This is a genomic window from Flavimobilis soli (assembly GCF_002564025.1).
Classification (GTDB): domain Bacteria; phylum Actinomycetota; class Actinomycetes; order Actinomycetales; family Cellulomonadaceae; genus Flavimobilis; species Flavimobilis soli.
In genome coordinates this window covers 1,263,870-1,279,015 of record NZ_PDJH01000001.1, presented here as the reverse complement: position 1 = coordinate 1,279,015, position 15,146 = coordinate 1,263,870, and the positions used below count along the sequence as shown (strand labels likewise).

Here is a 15,146-nt window from a genome sequence, read left to right as displayed (position 1 = left end):
CGTGGTGGGCTCCTCGGCTGGTCACGGACGTGCTGAGACGATCAGGATCGCACCATGGACCCCGGTCCGGCTCCCGATTTCCTCCAGAGGCGGATGACCTAGTATGGTGACAGCGCTCTGGAAGTGACCGGCCTGTGCCGTGAGCCGAGAGAGCATGGCAGCTTGCCCGAGTGGCCAAAGGGAGCTGACTGTAAATCAGCCGCGTCATGCTTCGGGGGTTCGAATCCCTCAGCTGCCACAGCACGAAGGCCCCGTCCGTTGGACGGGGCCTTCGTCGTTCCTGGGGCCTCGATGGGCTGCCCAGGGCGGCGCGGGAGCCGCGAAGCGGACGACGCGCCTCGGAACAGGGAGGCGGGCTCAGCCGGCGAGGATCTTGGCGCGCGCCTCAGCCCGCTCGTCCGCGCTGATGAGCCCGCGCTCGTGCAGGTCGTCGAGCTCGCGCAGCCGCTCCTCGATGGACCTCGACGCGGCTGCCGCAGCCGCAGCTGCAGGCGCCGCGCCGTCGGCGGGCCGCAGCATCTCGGACTGCATGAGCCTCGCCGCGAGGTCCTGGTCGACCGTGAGCAGGTCGATGCCCTGGCTCTGCGCCTTGCGGTACCGGTGCACGGACACCGCGACCATCGTGATGATCGCGCCGACGAACAGGATCCCGAAGATGACGATCGCGGCCAGCATCGCGTCCGGCATCCCGGTGTCGAGCGGGTTGCCCCCGTCGATGCCGAGCTCGCCGGGAAGGTACACGTCGTTGTCCGTGACGAAGGTCATGCGGCGAGCGTAGCGGTTCAGCCCGCGCCGATCTCCCGGGCCCGCGCGAGCACGACGTCGAGCATGTCGGGCGTGAGCAGGCGCGTGTACGTGTTCCGCGCGCTCACGTGGTACGTCCCGAGCAGGGTGAGCGTGCGACCGTCCGGACCGACGACGTCGACCTCCGCGCCGTGCGCGAACCGCGGCCGTGGCCGCGGGACCAGCCACCCGCTGTCCGTGAGCGTCGCGAGCAGCGCCTGCCAGGCGAACGCCCCGAGCACGACGGCGCAGCGCAGCGTCGGCGCGAGCAGCGCGAGCTCGCGTGCGAGGTAGGGCGTGCACCGGCGGCGCTCCTCGGGCGTCGGCTTGTTGTCCGGTGGCGCGCAGTGCACGGGCGCGCAGATGCGCATGCCCGTCAGGGCCAGGCCGTCGTCCGCCGACGCGGACGTCGGCTGGTTCGCGTAGCCCGCGCGGTGCAGGGCCGCGAACAGGAAGTCGCCGGACGGGTCGCCCGTGAACATGCGGCCCGTGCGGTTGCCGCCGTGCGCCGCGGGCGCGAGACCCACGAGCAGCGTGTGCGCGGCCGCGTCGCCGAAGCTCGGGACCGGGCGGCCCCAGTACGTCTGGTCCCGGAAGGACGAGCGCCGCACCGCGGCGACGTCCTCCCGCCACGCGACGAGCCGCGGGCACGCGAAGCACCCCGCGACGAGCGCGTCCACGTCGCCGAGCGTCGCCGCGCTCGCGGCGCGGGACGGGTCGGCGTGCGGCGCCGCAGGCACAAGGTGCGGCAGGTACGCGGCCGCGCCCACCGCCCCGAGGGGCAGGCGAGGCGGCTCAGGGACGATGCCCGGCGGGTCGGGGACCATGCCCCCATCGTGCGCGATAGAACAGGGGCATGCCCACGACGCCGTCCGCCGCCCTGCCCGAGCACGCGCCCGTCGTCCTCGCGTGCGGGCTCGCGACGCTCGACGTCACGCAGGTCGTCGACGCGCTGCCCGGGCCGGACGAGAAGATCGTCGCCCGCTCCCTCGACGTGCACGCGGGCGGCCCCGCCCTCAACGCCGCGATCACCGCGGCCCGCCTCGGCTGCACCGCCCGCCTCGCGTCACGCGTGGGGACGGGCGCGCCCGCCGCCGCGGTCGCGTCCGAGCTCGCCGCAGAGCACGTCGAGCTGGTCGACGCCGCAGGGGAGGGGTGGAGCCTCGCCCTGTCGACCGTGCTCGTCACGGCGAGCACGGGGCAGCGGGCGGTCGTCTCGACGAACGCGACGACGCTCGGCGCGCCCGCGACGCTCCCCGACGGGGTGCTCGACGGCGTCACGGCCGTCCTGGTCGACGGGCACCACCTCGACCTTGCCGTCCCGCTCGCCGCGGCGGCGCGGGAAGCCGGGATCGTCGTCCTGCTCGACGGCGGCTCCTGGAAGCCCGGGCTCGACGCCCTGCTCGCGCATGTGGACGTCGCCGTCCTGTCCGCGGACTTCCACGTCCCGGGCGTGGACGGCGCGGGGACGCTCGACGCCGTCCACGGTCACGGCCCGGCTGTCGTCGCGCAGTCGCACGGCTCGGGCCCTGTCGACGTCGCGTCGTGGCGTCCCGGCGACGTGACCGACGGCGCGGCCCCGCGCCGCGCCCGCCTGGACGTCGCGCAGCTCGACCCGAGCGACGTCGTCGACACCCTCGGCGCGGGCGACGTCCTGCACGGGGCCCTTCTCGCGGCCGTCGCGCACCGCGGCGCACGCACCTGGGAGGGGCTCCTCGACGCGCTCGGGGCGGCGACAGACGTCGCGACCGCCTCGGTCACGTTCCCCGGCGCTCGCGGCTGGACCGGCGACGCCGCGACGGTTGCTCGGCTGCGCCACCGCGTCGCGCCCTGACGTCATCCGGGAACATTCAGACCGCTCCCAGGATGCGGAGCGCGCCTGACCGGGTGACGATCAACAGGTCAGCGCGTCGACCGCGGCCAGCGGCCAGGCGCACTCAGCGGCATCGGCATCCATCAGGAGGGTCATCATGGGTGAGCTCATCGGTCTGATCATCTTCGGCGCGATCATCGGCGCTCTCGCGCGCCTCTTCATGAAGGGCGAGCAGCCCATCGGCGTCCTGTGGACCATCATCCTCGGCGTCCTCGGAGCACTCGCCGGCTACTGGATCACTGGTCTTGTGGGACTCGACGACACCAAGGGCATCGACTGGATCCGCTGGATCGTGTCGATCGTCCTCTCGATCGTGTTCATCTCGATCTACCTGAGCGTGCGCGGCAAGAAGCGGTGACCCTCCGCCCCTGGGGGACACCGCCCGGACGGCCTGGCCGCCTACCTCACCGGTAGGCGACCAGGCCGTCCGGCTCTTTCACGACGATGATCCGGCCGAGCGCCGCGTGGACGGTCGGCGCCCCTGCGCTCGATGCCGTGAACGGGACGAGCGTCGCCGCAGGGTCCACCCGTACCTGGGCGACCCACAGGTTGGCGTCCGGCTCCGCGAGGACGCGCAGCCACGTCGAGTCGTCCCGGCCCGCGATGCCTGACAGCACGAACGTCGTCTCGCCGCGCACACCGACGACCGTCGACAGCATGTCGCCCTGGCTCTGCAGCGTCCCGTCGAGGCTCCACTCGGCCTGCGTCGTCTCCCCGTCGATCGTCGTGGTCCCGAGGATCCCGACGTGCGACGCGACGATCCGGCCCGCGACCCCGGCGACCGGCTCCGGGAGCGGGGTGCCGTCGTCGTCGCGCAACGTCGACGTCGCGGCACCGAACGGCACGTACACGCTCACCCCGGCCCCGACGAGACCCTGGAGCTCCTCGACCGGCGTCGCGTCCACGCCCAGGTCCGGACGTCGCCACGCCGCACCGGGCAGGACCGCGAGTATCGCGTTGTCCTCCGGTCGCAGGACGACGGTCGAGGCGCGCGAGCGCGCCGTCGTCCGCTCGCCCGACGCGTCCGAGTAGACGTGCTCCTCCCCAGGGATCTCCTGGACGACAAGGCCGTCCGGGCCCGGTTCGACGCGACCGTCGTAGCCGCGCCACTCGCGGTCCTCGTCGCGCAGGACGGAGCCGCCAGCCGTGCGCAGCAGCGGTCCCGTGGGCCCGACCGTCAGGTCGTCCCACGCGAGCTCGCGCACACCCGGGATCTTCGCGACGAGCGTTCCCGAGAGGCCGCCGCCCAGGCACACGCCGTCGGTGTCGCGTCCCGCCCAGTAGAGGCGGCCGCCGTCCTGCAGGAACAGGTCCGGCACGCACGCGCCGGTCGAGAAGGACGACGTCGGTCGGCCGGTGTCCGCCTCGAGGATGACGACGGAGACGCTCTCGCGTCGGCCCGTCAGGCATGCGACGAGCTGCCCGCGGGCGAGGACCTGGCACGGCTGCGCGCGCGTCGCCGCGATGCTGCGCGTCCAGCGGCGCTCGCCCGACTCCGCGTCGACGCCCAGGAGGAGCGTCGTCGCCGGGGCCGCCGACCGGCCGCCGCCGACCGCGCTCACGCCGTCGAACACCGACTCCCACACGGGTTCCGTGCCCGGGTTCACGGCGACGACGAGCGTGTCCGCCGTGCTCGCCGTGCCCGCAGCCGCGGGCAGCGGCAGGGCGATCGATGCCCGTCCCGCGTCAGGGCGCTCGTGCTCGGGCAGGGAGAGTGCCTCGCGGAGAGTGAGGCCGGCGGCGTCGGCGAGGGAGAGTCGCCACGAGCGCACGGGGTTCGCGGAGAAGGGCTTGAGGACCTGCGTCGGCTGCTGCGGCAGGTCGGACGGCGACGACAGGTCGGGTCCGACGACGAGGCCGGGCCGCTGCCCGCCCACCGCGGTGCTGCGGGCCGCCGAGGTCTGGACCGGGGGTGTGGGCGCGGCCGGGGTCGTGTCGTCGCTGTCGAAGAGGCGTGGGACGGTGACGGCGACGAGCGTGAGGACGGCGGCGGTCGCGACGAGCGCCGCGTTGCTCGGCCGGCGCGAGCCGGTGCGCGGTCTCGTGCGCGCGGGCGGGTCGGCGTCGAGCGACGGGAGGTCGACGGGCGGCGGGGCGGTGCCAGCAGGGGAGGGAACGTCGTCGCGCGGGGCGCGACCGCCCGTGCCCGCGCGATGCCCTGAGATGCCGGACCCTGAGATGCCGGGCCCCGCGCCGCGGATACCCGCCGCACCGCGATCAGTCCTGTCCGGACCCGTGCCGTCCTGACCAGCGGAGAGCCCGGGCCGCACCGCGCGCACGCCGAGGTCGTCCCAGAGGCTGTGCGGCCGCTCGGGGGCGTGCTCGTCGTCGGGGGCGGGCTCGTCAGGCGGCCCGCCAGGCTCGTGCTCGGTCATCGTCGTCCTCGCAAGGTGCTCGCGACCATCGTCCCGCCGCGTGCGGCGGACAGCAACGGTGCACGGACCCCGCGGGCCGCTCAGGACACGGCCACGAGCCCGCCGTCGTCGGAGAGCACGATCATCGGTCCGACCACGACGAGCGGCGACGTCGCGACACCCAGGTCGAGGTCGGCGCCCGTGTCCTCGACGGTCAGCGCGTAGAGCTGGGCGAAGTCGAACCGGTCGGTCGCGCCGTCCTCCTGCTCGACGACGAGCGTCCGCTCCGCGAGGTGCGTCTGGCCGAGCGTGTGCTCGCCGATGGACTCGCGGCCACCCTCGTAGGAGAGCGTCGTGCGGCCGACGAACGTCGCGAAGGAACGGGCCTGCTCGTGCGTCTCGGCTGGCACGCCCTCGCGGACGGCCTCCGCAGTCCATCGCTGCGTCGTGGTGGCGCCGACCCCGCCCTCGACCGTGGCGAACGTGACGACCCCGGCCGGGGTCACCCGGGGCGGGACGCTGCCGCCGTACTCGATCGAAAGGTCGTCGACGCCGGGGATCGTCGAGACGACGTGGTCGGGCCGGTCACCGGCGGTGGCGCTGCTCAGGAGCGGGTCGTAGATGTTGCCGCCGATACCGACGACGTCGGTGAAGTCGCTCGGCCCGGAGGCCTCGGGCACGAGGTCGAGGCGGCGCCACGACGCGCCCTTGGCCCACATGACGGTCTCGCCGTCGATCGTCGAGACGTAGCTGCTGACTCCCGGCCCCTGCTCGGGGTCGAAGCGCGTGGCGTCTGCGTCCGTCTGGGTGATCTCGCGGACGATCAGCCCACCCGGCCCGGGCTCGACCCGGCCGCGGTAGCCGCGCCACCCGTCCTCCGTGAGCATGACGGAGGCGCCCGGGACGCGCAGCAGCGGGCCGGTCGGGGTCATGGTGAGCCAGTCCGTGTAGCTGTCGACGAAGCCGCCGTCGGTCAGCGTCGCGAAGTGCTCGGTGCCGCCGCCGAGGCACGCTTCCATGCGCTCGAGGGAGACGCCCGCCCAGTAGAGGCGCGTGCCCTGCTGGAGGAACGACGTCGGCACGCACGTGCTCGTGGTGAAGGTCGCGGCCTCGCGACCGTCGGCCGCCTCGAGGACCGTCACCGTGAACTGCGGCTCGTCGTCGGAGTCCCCCGCGGAGACGCACGCGACGTTCGCGCCTCGGCCGATGCTCTGGCACGAGTTCGGCATGATCGACGCGAAGGGCCACGTCCACAGGACCGAGCCGTCCTCGGCGTCGAGGCCCACGAGGAGGTTCGTCTGCGTCACCGCGCCCCCGGCGAGGTACGCCTCGAGGACGACGGGGACGACGTCGGACACGTTCGCCTCGTACGCAGCGCCCGCCACGGCAGGCCTCGCGACGACGAGAGACGGTTTGGTCGCCCCGGTGCCCGCGGCACCAGCGTCGTGCCAGATGTCGATGAGATCCTCAGGGCTGAGACGCCAGCGCTCGTCGACGCCGCTCGGCGCCTCGGCGGGCTCGTCGAGGGCGGGCGGCAGCGGCAGGTCCGCGGCTTTGTCCTCGCCGAAGACGAGGCCAGGGAGCAGCGCGGACGCGTCGACGTCGGCCGCGGCGGTCGGGCGGCCGAGGCGCGGCACCTGGGGCGTGTCGTCACCGAGCACCTTCGGCAGGACGAACGCTGCGACGAGCGCGACGACGACCACGGGCACGCCCACGAGCAGGAGCGTGCGCCGGCCGCGGCCGGGGCGGTCCGCGCCGTCGGACGGCGTCGCGGCGCCTGCCGGGTCGGGGGTGTCGAGGTGCAGCGCAGGGGAGGGCGGCTCAGTGATGGTGCGAGGCTCGTCGGCCGCGCGCTCGGGGAAGCTGGCGGAGAGCGCCGCGCCCGCCTGCGGGGCGCCGGTGCGTTCGTCGGTGCGCGGCCCGTCCGGGCGGCTGACCTCGCGGCGCGGGACGCCAGCCCACAGGTCGCGCGGCCGCGCCGCGTCCGGCGGTGGGGTCGGGCCGTCCGGCCGGGTGCTGGCTGAAGGGTCTGCTCCCGGGAGTCCCGTCTCCCCCGGCTGGTCAGCCGGTCGGTCGGCACCCTCCTGGGTCGCGTCGTCCTTGTCGCGGTCGCCGTCAGCCATGTCGCCCCCTTTGCGTCCCGCGTCATCCTTCCGGCTCGTCCAGGTGAGGGCAACCACCGCGACGCCCGGCGCGGCGCGCAGGGACGCGGGCCGGCCGTGCCGGTCAGGACACGGCGACGATCCCGCCGTCGTCCAGCGCGACGATCGTGGACCCGACGACGGTCATGGCCTGGGCGCCCCAGCCCATCAGCACGTAGCTGCGCTGGTAGTCGATCTGGCCCTCGTCGTCGATCATGTGGCGGCTGTACAGGACGGAGATCGCGAGCCGGTCGGCGTGGCCGTCCGACTCGACGACGACGCCCCGCTCCAGGTAGCCGAGGGCGCCGAGAGGCGTCTCCTCGAGACGCTCGGTCTGGCCGTCCAGGAACACGCTCACCCCGTCGACCTCGGTGATGAACGTGCGAGCGCTCTCGTGCTGCTCGCCAGGCTCACCCGCGAGGACCTGGTCGAGCGTCCAGCGTGCGGTCGTGTTCCAGCCCTCGGTCTCGTCGTACGTGACGTACGCGTGCACCCCGGTCTCGGTCACGGTCGGCGCTGCCACGTACGCCGGGACGACGTACGGCTTCTCCTCGCCGGCCTGCAGCGTGAGCCGTCGCTCGCCCGAGGTGTCGTAGAGGTCGGCGCCGATGCCGACGAGCTGGGCGAGCTCCGGCGAGCCCTCGGCGTCAGGCAGCAGGTCGAGGCGGTGCCAGGCCGGACCCTGCGCGCGCAGCACGGTCGTGCCGTCGAGCTTGGACACGACGGTCGTCACGTTCGGCGCTCCGACGTCCTCGATGTTCTCCGACAGGGTCGCCTCGGTCGTGATCTGACGGATGATCAGGCCGGAGGGCCCGGGTGCGACCCAGCCGTCGAAGCCATGCCAACCGTCCTCGGTGAGCATCACGGACGCGCCGGACGACCGGGCGATCGGGCCGGTCTGCGACAGCGTGAAGATCGTCGGCCGGTCGTCGGGGTAGCCGCCCGAGGTCAGCGTGGCGAAGTGCTCCTTCCCTCCGCCGACGCAGACGTCCATGCCCGTCGGGACCGTCCCGGCCCAGTAGAGGCGGGTGCCGTGCTGGAGGAACGTGTCCGGCGAGCACGTCTCGGTGTGGAACGAGGTGACCTGCTCGCCCGTCTTCGTGTCGAGGACCGTGACCCTGGTCGACACGTCGTCTGGGGCGTGGGGACCGTCGCTGCACGCGACGTGCGCGCCGCGCCCCACGACCTGGCAGGGGACCTCCTGAGCGGCGTCGAACGCCCACGTCCACCGGACCGACCCGTCCTGCGCGTCGAACCCCACGAGGAGACGCCGTGACGACCACGTGTCGGGAGCGCCGTGGCCCGTGAGCAGGAAGGGGACGACCCCCGACAGGTTCGGTTCGTGCGCGGCCCCGGGGGAGGTGGTGGCGGCCGTGACGAGCTGTGGCGCGTCCGCGCCCTCCGCGTCCGCGCCGGCGTCGGCCCAGATGGCGGCGAGGTCGCCGGCGGTCAGCCGCCAGCGTTCCTCGACGCCGGTGGGTGCTTCGGCAGCGCCTTCGAGCGGAGGAGGGAGCGGCATCTCGTCCGCGAGGTCCTCGCCGAAGACCAGCTCGGGGCGAAGCGCAGTCGGGTCGGGGAGCGACTGCGTCGTCGGACGGAGGAGGCGTGGTTCGTCGGGGCCGAGGAGCTTCGGCACCGCGATCGCTGCGGCGAGCGCGACCACCACGACCGGCACGCCTGCGCGCACGAGGAGGCGACGGCGGCGCCGCGCCCGCGGCGTCGCGGGCACCCGTGCGGCGGAGGTGCGCGATGGTTCGTGCGCGACGTCGACCGCGACGGGCGCGGCGTCGTCGACGGCGCGGTCTGCGCTGGGCAGGGCGGGCGCGGCGGGGGCGGGCACGGTCGCGCCGGGCGCGGAGAGGGCAGGCGGCGCGCCTGGCGCCGCGAGCGGCGCTGCACCCCGGGGCGCGGCCAGGCGCGGCGGGGCTGCCCGCCGAGGGACGTCGGCCCACAGGTTCCGCGGCCGCGGAGAGTCCCCGCCCTGCGGGGGAGTGCCGTCGGCACGATCGTCCACCGGCGGACCCACGGCGTCGTCACCGTCGACCATGTCGCCCTCCGCCTGTGCGCGCGTCGACCTTCCGGTGCGCACCCGCCCCGACGGGGGAGTCAGCGCTCGCGGCCATCACAGGTACCCGACCAGGCCGCCGTCGACCGGCGCGACGAGCACACGACCGACGAGGGCGGCGGTCCGGGGCTCGCCGACGACCAGCTCGATGCTCGGACCGGACGTCACGTCGGGCGGGGCGGCCCAGAGAGTCGTGGCCTGGGCGGTCTCGTAGGGGATGTCGACCTTCGCGGTCCGCAGCGCGCCGGACCGGGCCAGCACGCGCTCGCTGCTGCGGTCCGCGAAGACGATGCCCGAGCTCACCTCGTCCTCGAACAGCGTCGCGTCGCCGACGACCGTGCGCGGTGTCGCGGGGGTCGGCACGTCGACCGTCTCGGGCCCGTCGAAGACGCCGTCCCACGTCCACCGAGCCGCCTGCTGCGGGTCGAGGTCCTGCGTGCCGACCGGCGTGCGTGCCCACAGTCCGTCGGGTGTCGCGACGAGGTCGATCAGGTCGGGGCCCGTCGCGACGTCGCGCCCCTCGTCGTCCTGCAGCCTGGCCAGCACGGTCCCGTCGGGCGCGCACACGGCGAGGCCCGCACCGACGGCGTCCATCATGCGCTCGTCGACCGCCGAGTCCGGCATGAGGTCGAGTCGGCGCCATGCGCGGCCGGGCGCGTCCCAGAGCGGGTCGCCGTCGTAGGTCGTGACGAACGTCGTCGTGACCTCGCTCGGTTCCTGGACCGCGTCGAGGACCTTCGTCGAGATCTCGCGCACGACGACGGAGCCCGGGCCGGGCTCGACGCGCCCCGTGTAGCCGCGCCATCCGTCGGGCGTGAGCATGACCGACCCGTCGCGCGTCCGCAGGAGCGGCCCGGTCACGTTGAGCGTGAGCGCGTCCGGCGGCAGGGACTCGAGACGTTCGGAGAGCGGGATGCGTGCGAGCAGCGCCTCGCCGCCCCCGAGGCAGGCCGCGTCGCCCTCGGACGTGAGCCCCGCCCAGTAGAGGCTCGTGCCTGCCTGGAGGAACTGCGTGGGGCGGCAGCCGTCGACCGTGACGCTGGCGACGTCCTCGCCGCTCGTGCCGTCGTAGACGTAGATCCTGGCCGACCGCTCGTCCCCGTCCGTGAGGTTCGTGCACACGAGGTTCGCGCCCCGACCGGTGAGCTGGCACACGGGCCTCCCCTGGCTCGAGAAGGGCCGCGTCCAGGCGACCTCTCCGTCCTGCGCCCCGACCGCGAGAAGCATGCGCCGCTCGTTCACCTGGAGGTCCGGGCCGTACGCGCTCACCGTCATGAGCACGACGTCGGCGAGGTTCGCCTGGTGCGCGGCGTCCTGCGCAGGGAGCTCGGCGATCCGGCGGATGTCCTCCGGTGCCACGCCGTCCCACGGGGATCCGTCACCCCATCCGTCCGCCCAGATCCGGGCGAGCTTCTTCTCCGTGAGCCTCCAGGAGATCTTGCCCGTCGCCGCCGCGGGCGGGACGTCCCCGTCGAGGGGTTCGGGCAGCGGGAGGTCGGCAGCGATGTCGTTCGCGACGAGGAAGTCGGGCCGCAGGGCCTCCGGGTCGGCACTCGGCGTGACGGGCGGGACGGTGAGCCGGGGCGCGGGTGGCGCCGTCTTCTCGGGGTCGCCCGCGCCGTTGAGCAGGTCAGGGACGACGAGCGCCGCTGCGATCACGAGCGCGCCGGCAGCCACGATCGCGACGACGCGGCGACGTCGTCGTGCGGGCGCGGGCGCGCCCGAGCTCGTGGGGCCGGCTGGTGCGCTGAGGTGCGCGGCGTCCCAGGTCGCCTGCCTGTGGGGCGCGTCGGGTACCTCGGGTCGTCCGGGCGGGCCCGAGGGGCGCGCGGCAGACCCTGGAGGGGGCGGAGGGCCGACCGGCGGGCCGACGGGGGTCGGGGGGAAGTGGCTCCGCGGTGGCACAGGGCCGTCGCTGCGCGGGAGGGGTCGGCGGGCGACGCCGGCCCACAGGTTGAGCGGGGTCTGCCCCTCCTCGTCGGGGCGAGCGCGGTCCGGCCGCGCGCCGTCCGACCGTGCGGCGTCCCGGCACGCGTCGTCGCGCTGACCGTCACCCGCGCCCTTGCGCTGACCGTCACCCGCGTCGCTGTCGTCGTCGTGCACCCGTCCCCCTAGGTCGCCTGCGCACATCCTTGTGGAAGCCCCCTGCCCGGGCAAGGACCCGGGCTGTGGAAGCCGCGCCCGGTGCCCGTCGCCCCACCTACAGTGAGGTGGTGACCGCAGCGACGAGCGACCCCCACCCCGCGGGCCTTCCGACCCACGACCCGAGCCGCGCCGCCGCGCACCAGACCGAGGGAGCCGCCCCGGTCGACGTCTTGCGCCGCGTCTTCGGGTACGACGCGTTCCGCGGCGACCAGGCGGACATCGTCGACACGCTCGTGCGGGGCGACGACGCGCTCGTCCTCATGCCGACCGGCGGCGGCAAGTCGCTCTGCTACCAGGTGCCTGCGCTCGTGCGACGCGGCGTCGGAGTCGTCGTCTCGCCGCTCATCGCCCTCATGCAGGACCAGGTCGACGCGCTCTCCGCGCTCGGCGTCCGCGCCGGCTTCCTCAACTCGACGCAGGCTCCGCACGAGCGCCGCGCCGTCGAGCAGGCTGTCCTGACCGGTGAGCTGGACCTGCTCTACCTCGCACCCGAGCGGCTCCGCGTCCCCTCGATGCTCGACCTGCTCTCCGCCGCGCACGACGGCCCCGGCATCTCCCTGTTCGCGATCGACGAGGCCCACTGCGTCGCCCAGTGGGGCCACGACTTCCGCCCTGACTACCTCGGGCTGTCCGTGCTCCACGAGCGCTGGCCCGACGTCCCGCGCGTCGCGCTCACCGCGACCGCGACGTCCGCGACGCGCGCCGAGATCGCCGAGCGCCTCGAGCTGACGACCGCGCGCCACTTCGTCGCGAGCTTCGACCGGCCCAACATCCAGTACCGGATCGTCCCGAAGGACAACCCGCGCGCCCAGCTCCTCGACCTGCTGCGCACCGAGCACGCCGGCGACGCGGGCATCGTCTACTGCCTGTCGCGCGCAAGCGTCGAGCAGACGGCGCAGCACCTGACCGCGCAGGGCATCCCCGCGCTCCCGTACCACGCAGGCCTCGACGCGTCGGTGCGCGCCGAGAACCAGTCGCGCTTCCTGCGCGAGGACGGCCTCGTCATGGTCGCGACGATCGCGTTCGGCATGGGCATCGACAAGCCCGACGTGCGGTTCGTCGCGCACCTCGACCTGCCTAAGTCCGTCGAGGGGTACTACCAGGAGACCGGGCGTGCGGGCCGCGACGGTCAGCCGTCGACCGCGTGGCTCGCGTACGGGTTGGCCGACGTCGTCCAGCAGCGCCGCATGATCGACACGTCCGAGGGCGACGCCGCGCACAAGCGCCAGCTCTCCGCGCACCTCGACGCGATGCTCGCGCTGTGCGAGACGGTCGGCTGCCGCCGGCAGCGTCTCCTTGCGTACTTCGGGCAGGAGTCCGAGCCGTGCGGCAACTGCGACACGTGCCTGCAGCCGCCCGAGACGTGGGACGGCACGGTCCCCGCGCAGAAGCTCCTGTCGACCGTGGTGCGCCTCGAACGTGAGCACGGCCAGCACTTCGGTGCGGGGCACGTCATCGACATCCTGCGCGGCAAGGAGACGCCGCGCGTCACCCAGCTCGGGCACACAGCCCTGAGCACCTTCGGCATCGGTGACGACCTGTCCGACGGCGAGTGGCGCGGCGTCGTGCGCCAGCTCCTCGCCCAGGGGCTGCTCTCCGTCGACGCACGCGGCTACTCGACGCTCGAGCTCACCGCCGGGTCCGCGGAGATCCTGTCGGGCGCCCGCGAGGTGCCGATGCGGCGTGAGGCGCCCCGTCCGGCGCGCTCGCGGCGCAGCGCCGGGAGCGCGGGCGGCAGCCGCTCGCGCGTCGTCGAGGGACTCGACACGGCGGGCACCGAGCTGTTCGAGCGACTGCGCGCCTGGCGCGCCGCGACCGCCAAGGAGGCAGGCGTCCCCGCGTACGTCGTCTTCCACGACGCGACCCTCCGCGAGATCGCCGTCGCGCGCCCGGCGGCGCTCGCGGAGCTCGGCCAGATCAGCGGCATCGGTGCGAGCAAGCTGGAGAAGTTCGGCGAGGGCGTGCTCGCCGTCGTCGCAGGGGAGGACCTGACGGCGTAGCGCGCGGCGCAGACGACGGGAGGCCCCGGACCAGTCGGTCCGGGGCCTCCCGTGTCGGTGTGGTGCGTCAGGCGACGCCGAGGTACGCCTCGATCACCGCCGGGTCGTTCAGCAGCTCGCGGCCGCCGCCCGCCCGGGTGACCTCGCCCGTCTCCAGGACGTACGCCCGGTCGGACCGGGAGAGTGCCTGGCGGGCGTTCTGCTCGACGAGGAGGACGGTCGTGCCCTCCTTGTTGATCTGCGAGATCGTCGTGAAGATCTGCTGGATCATCATCGGCGCGAGGCCCATCGACGGCTCGTCGAGCAGCAGCAGCACCGGACGGGCCATGAGCGCCCGACCGATCGCGACCATCTGCTGCTCGCCGCCGCTCATCGTCCCGCCGAGCTGCTTGCGCCGCTCCGCGAGCCGCGGGAAGAGCGTGAACACGCGCTCGAGCGTGCTCTCGCGCTCCGCCTTGGTCGCGAACGTGCGGGCGAACGCACCCATCTCGAGGTTCTCCTCGACGGTCATGCCCGGGAACACGCCACGGCCCTCAGGGGCCTGGATGACGCCGGCCTTGACCCGCTCGTGCGCCTTCATCTTCGTGATGTCCTGCCCGTTGAAGCGGACCACGCCGCCCGCGAGCGGCCGGACACCGGAGATGGCGCGCATCGTCGTCGTCTTGCCAGCGCCGTTGGCGCCGATCAGCGTGACGAGCTCGCCCTCCTCGACGGTCAGCGACACGTTCCGCACGGCCTCGATGCGGCCGTACGCGACAGAGACGTTCTCCAGCTCAAGAAGTGGCATCGTCAGGCACCCCCAGGTAGGCGGCCACGACCGCCGGGTCGGCTGCGACCTCGGCGGGCGTGCCCTCGGCGATCTTGCGGCCGAACTCGAGCACGACGATCCGGTCGCACACGCCCATCACCAGGCGCATGTCGTGCTCGATGAGCAGGACCGTGTAGCCGTCGTCGCGGATCTTGCGGATGAGGCCCATGAGCTCGGCCTTCTCCGCCGGGTTGAAGCCCGCGGCGGGCTCGTCGAGGCAGAGCAGCTTGGGCTCCGTCGCGAGGGCTCGCGCGATCTCCAGGCGGCGCTGGTCGCCGTAAGGCAGGTTGCGTGCCTGGTGCGTCGCACGCGCGCCGATCCCGACGAACTCCAGCAGCGCCATGCCGCGGTCGATCGCGTCGCGCTCCTCCGCGCGGTGCCGCTTCGTGCGGAACAGGGCGCCCGGGACGGACGTCTTGTGGCGCGCGTCCGTGCCGACGGCGACGTTCTCGAGCGCCGTCATGTCGGAGAACAGACGGATGTTCTGGAACGTGCGCGCGATGCCGCGACGGGTGATCTCGTTGCGCTTCGCGCCGACGACGGAACGCCCGTCGAGGACGACGTCGCCCGACGTCGGGCGGTAGACGCCCGTCATCGCGTTGAACGCGGTCGTCTTGCCGGCGCCGTTCGGGCCGATGAGCCCGAGGATCTCGCCGCGCTTGATGTCGAACGTGACGTCGTCGAGCGCGGTGAGGCCGCCGAACTTCACGGTCACGTTGTTCATCGAGAGCAGCGGCTCCCCGACGTGGGCGTGGACGTCGCGCTCGGGCGCGACGATCTCGGCGACCACGGTCGGGTCGGCGAGCTTCGGGACGATCTCCTCGATGTCGATCTCGACGGCCTCGGCGACCTCGCCGTCGGGCAGGTCCTCCTCACGGATGTCCGCCTGGCTCTGGTGGTAGCCGGCGACGCCGCGGACCTGCTCGAGCTGAGACTCGCCGGCCTTGATGCCGGAGCGGGCGCCGAGCTCAGGGCCG

General features: G+C 73.9%; 11 protein-coding genes and 1 tRNA gene. 4 read left to right on the top strand and 8 right to left on the bottom strand.

The annotated features are described in order from the left end of the window. The first annotated feature begins 156 nt into the window (after positions 1-156). Positions 157-238, top strand: a tRNA-Tyr gene (locus ATL41_RS05870). A 119-nt stretch (positions 239-357) separates the two neighbouring features. On the opposite strand, the gene ATL41_RS05865 is transcribed toward ATL41_RS05870, so the two are convergent. Continuing rightward, a complete protein-coding gene (locus ATL41_RS05865) occupies positions 358-765 on the bottom strand; it encodes an SHOCT domain-containing protein (RefSeq protein WP_098457640.1) in 408 nt (135 codons plus the stop codon). Between the two features lie 17 nt (positions 766-782). Further along, positions 783-1,610: a uracil-DNA glycosylase gene (locus ATL41_RS05860; RefSeq protein ID WP_098457639.1), complete on the bottom strand. Its 828-nt coding sequence runs from the start codon at positions 1,608-1,610 to the stop codon at positions 783-785. Between the two features lie 29 nt (positions 1,611-1,639). Here ATL41_RS05860 and ATL41_RS05855 point away from each other — a divergent pair, with 29 nt between their 5' ends. Next, positions 1,640-2,617 (top strand): PfkB family carbohydrate kinase, encoded by a 978-nt coding sequence (locus tag ATL41_RS05855; RefSeq protein WP_098457638.1) that lies wholly within the window; start codon positions 1,640-1,642, stop codon positions 2,615-2,617. A gap of 136 nt (positions 2,618-2,753) precedes the next feature. Continuing rightward, the gene (locus tag ATL41_RS05850) at positions 2,754-3,014 is read left to right on the top strand and encodes a GlsB/YeaQ/YmgE family stress response membrane protein (protein WP_143556584.1); all 261 of its coding nucleotides are present in this window, start codon (positions 2,754-2,756) and stop codon (positions 3,012-3,014) included. A gap of 46 nt (positions 3,015-3,060) precedes the next feature. Here ATL41_RS05850 and ATL41_RS05845 read toward each other — a convergent pair whose 3' ends face one another. From ATL41_RS05845 to ATL41_RS05830, 4 genes are all read right to left on the bottom strand, one after another. Then, a complete protein-coding gene (locus tag ATL41_RS05845) occupies positions 3,061-5,031 on the bottom strand; it encodes a thioesterase domain-containing protein (RefSeq protein ID WP_098457636.1) in 1,971 nt (656 codons plus the stop codon). A gap of 80 nt (positions 5,032-5,111) precedes the next feature. After that, positions 5,112-7,133 (bottom strand): hypothetical protein, encoded by a 2,022-nt coding sequence (locus tag ATL41_RS05840; RefSeq protein ID WP_098457635.1) that lies wholly within the window; start codon positions 7,131-7,133, stop codon positions 5,112-5,114. A gap of 103 nt (positions 7,134-7,236) precedes the next feature. Continuing rightward, positions 7,237-9,198, bottom strand: coding sequence for a hypothetical protein (locus ATL41_RS05835; RefSeq protein WP_098457634.1), 1,962 nt, complete (start codon positions 9,196-9,198; stop codon positions 7,237-7,239). 75 nt (positions 9,199-9,273) lie between these two features. Continuing rightward, positions 9,274-11,319: a hypothetical protein gene (locus tag ATL41_RS05830; RefSeq protein WP_098457633.1), complete on the bottom strand. Its 2,046-nt coding sequence runs from the start codon at positions 11,317-11,319 to the stop codon at positions 9,274-9,276. A gap of 107 nt (positions 11,320-11,426) precedes the next feature. On the opposite strand from ATL41_RS05830, the gene recQ reads away from it, so the two are divergent. Next, the gene (gene recQ / locus ATL41_RS05825; protein ID WP_425432659.1) at positions 11,427-13,361 is read left to right on the top strand and encodes a DNA helicase RecQ; all 1,935 of its coding nucleotides are present in this window, start codon (positions 11,427-11,429) and stop codon (positions 13,359-13,361) included. 67 nt (positions 13,362-13,428) lie between these two features. Here the strand turns inward: recQ and ATL41_RS05820 are convergent, their stop codons facing one another. Then, positions 13,429-14,148 (bottom strand): ABC transporter ATP-binding protein, encoded by a 720-nt coding sequence (locus ATL41_RS05820; protein WP_098457631.1) that lies wholly within the window; start codon positions 14,146-14,148, stop codon positions 13,429-13,431. Beyond that, on the bottom strand, positions 14,135-14,893 hold the full coding sequence (locus ATL41_RS05815) for an ABC transporter ATP-binding protein (RefSeq protein WP_245854904.1): 759 nt from the start codon (positions 14,891-14,893) through the stop codon (positions 14,135-14,137). The genes ATL41_RS05820 and ATL41_RS05815 overlap by 14 nt, the downstream gene beginning before the upstream one ends. Positions 14,894-15,146 lie beyond the last annotated feature (253 nt).

Excerpts from the sequence above, each read along its gene's own strand:
- ATL41_RS05865 (WP_098457640.1), bottom strand. The coding sequence starts at position 765 with ATGACCTTCGTCACGGACAACGACGTGTACCTTCCCGGCGAGCTCGGC.
- ATL41_RS05860 (WP_098457639.1), bottom strand. The coding sequence starts at position 1,610 with ATGGTCCCCGACCCGCCGGGCATCGTCCCTGAGCCGCCTCGCCTGCCC.
- ATL41_RS05855 (WP_098457638.1), top strand. The coding sequence starts at position 1,640 with ATGCCCACGACGCCGTCCGCCGCCCTGCCCGAGCACGCGCCCGTCGTC.
- ATL41_RS05850 (WP_143556584.1), top strand. The coding sequence starts at position 2,754 with ATGGGTGAGCTCATCGGTCTGATCATCTTCGGCGCGATCATCGGCGCT.
- ATL41_RS05845 (WP_098457636.1), bottom strand. The coding sequence starts at position 5,031 with ATGACCGAGCACGAGCCTGGCGGGCCGCCTGACGAGCCCGCCCCCGAC.
- ATL41_RS05840 (WP_098457635.1), bottom strand. The coding sequence starts at position 7,133 with ATGGCTGACGGCGACCGCGACAAGGACGACGCGACCCAGGAGGGTGCC.
- ATL41_RS05835 (WP_098457634.1), bottom strand. The coding sequence starts at position 9,198 with ATGGTCGACGGTGACGACGCCGTGGGTCCGCCGGTGGACGATCGTGCC.
- ATL41_RS05820 (WP_098457631.1), bottom strand. The coding sequence starts at position 14,148 with ATGCCACTTCTTGAGCTGGAGAACGTCTCTGTCGCGTACGGCCGCATC.
- ATL41_RS05815 (WP_245854904.1), bottom strand. The coding sequence starts at position 14,893 with ATGAACAACGTGACCGTGAAGTTCGGCGGCCTCACCGCGCTCGACGAC.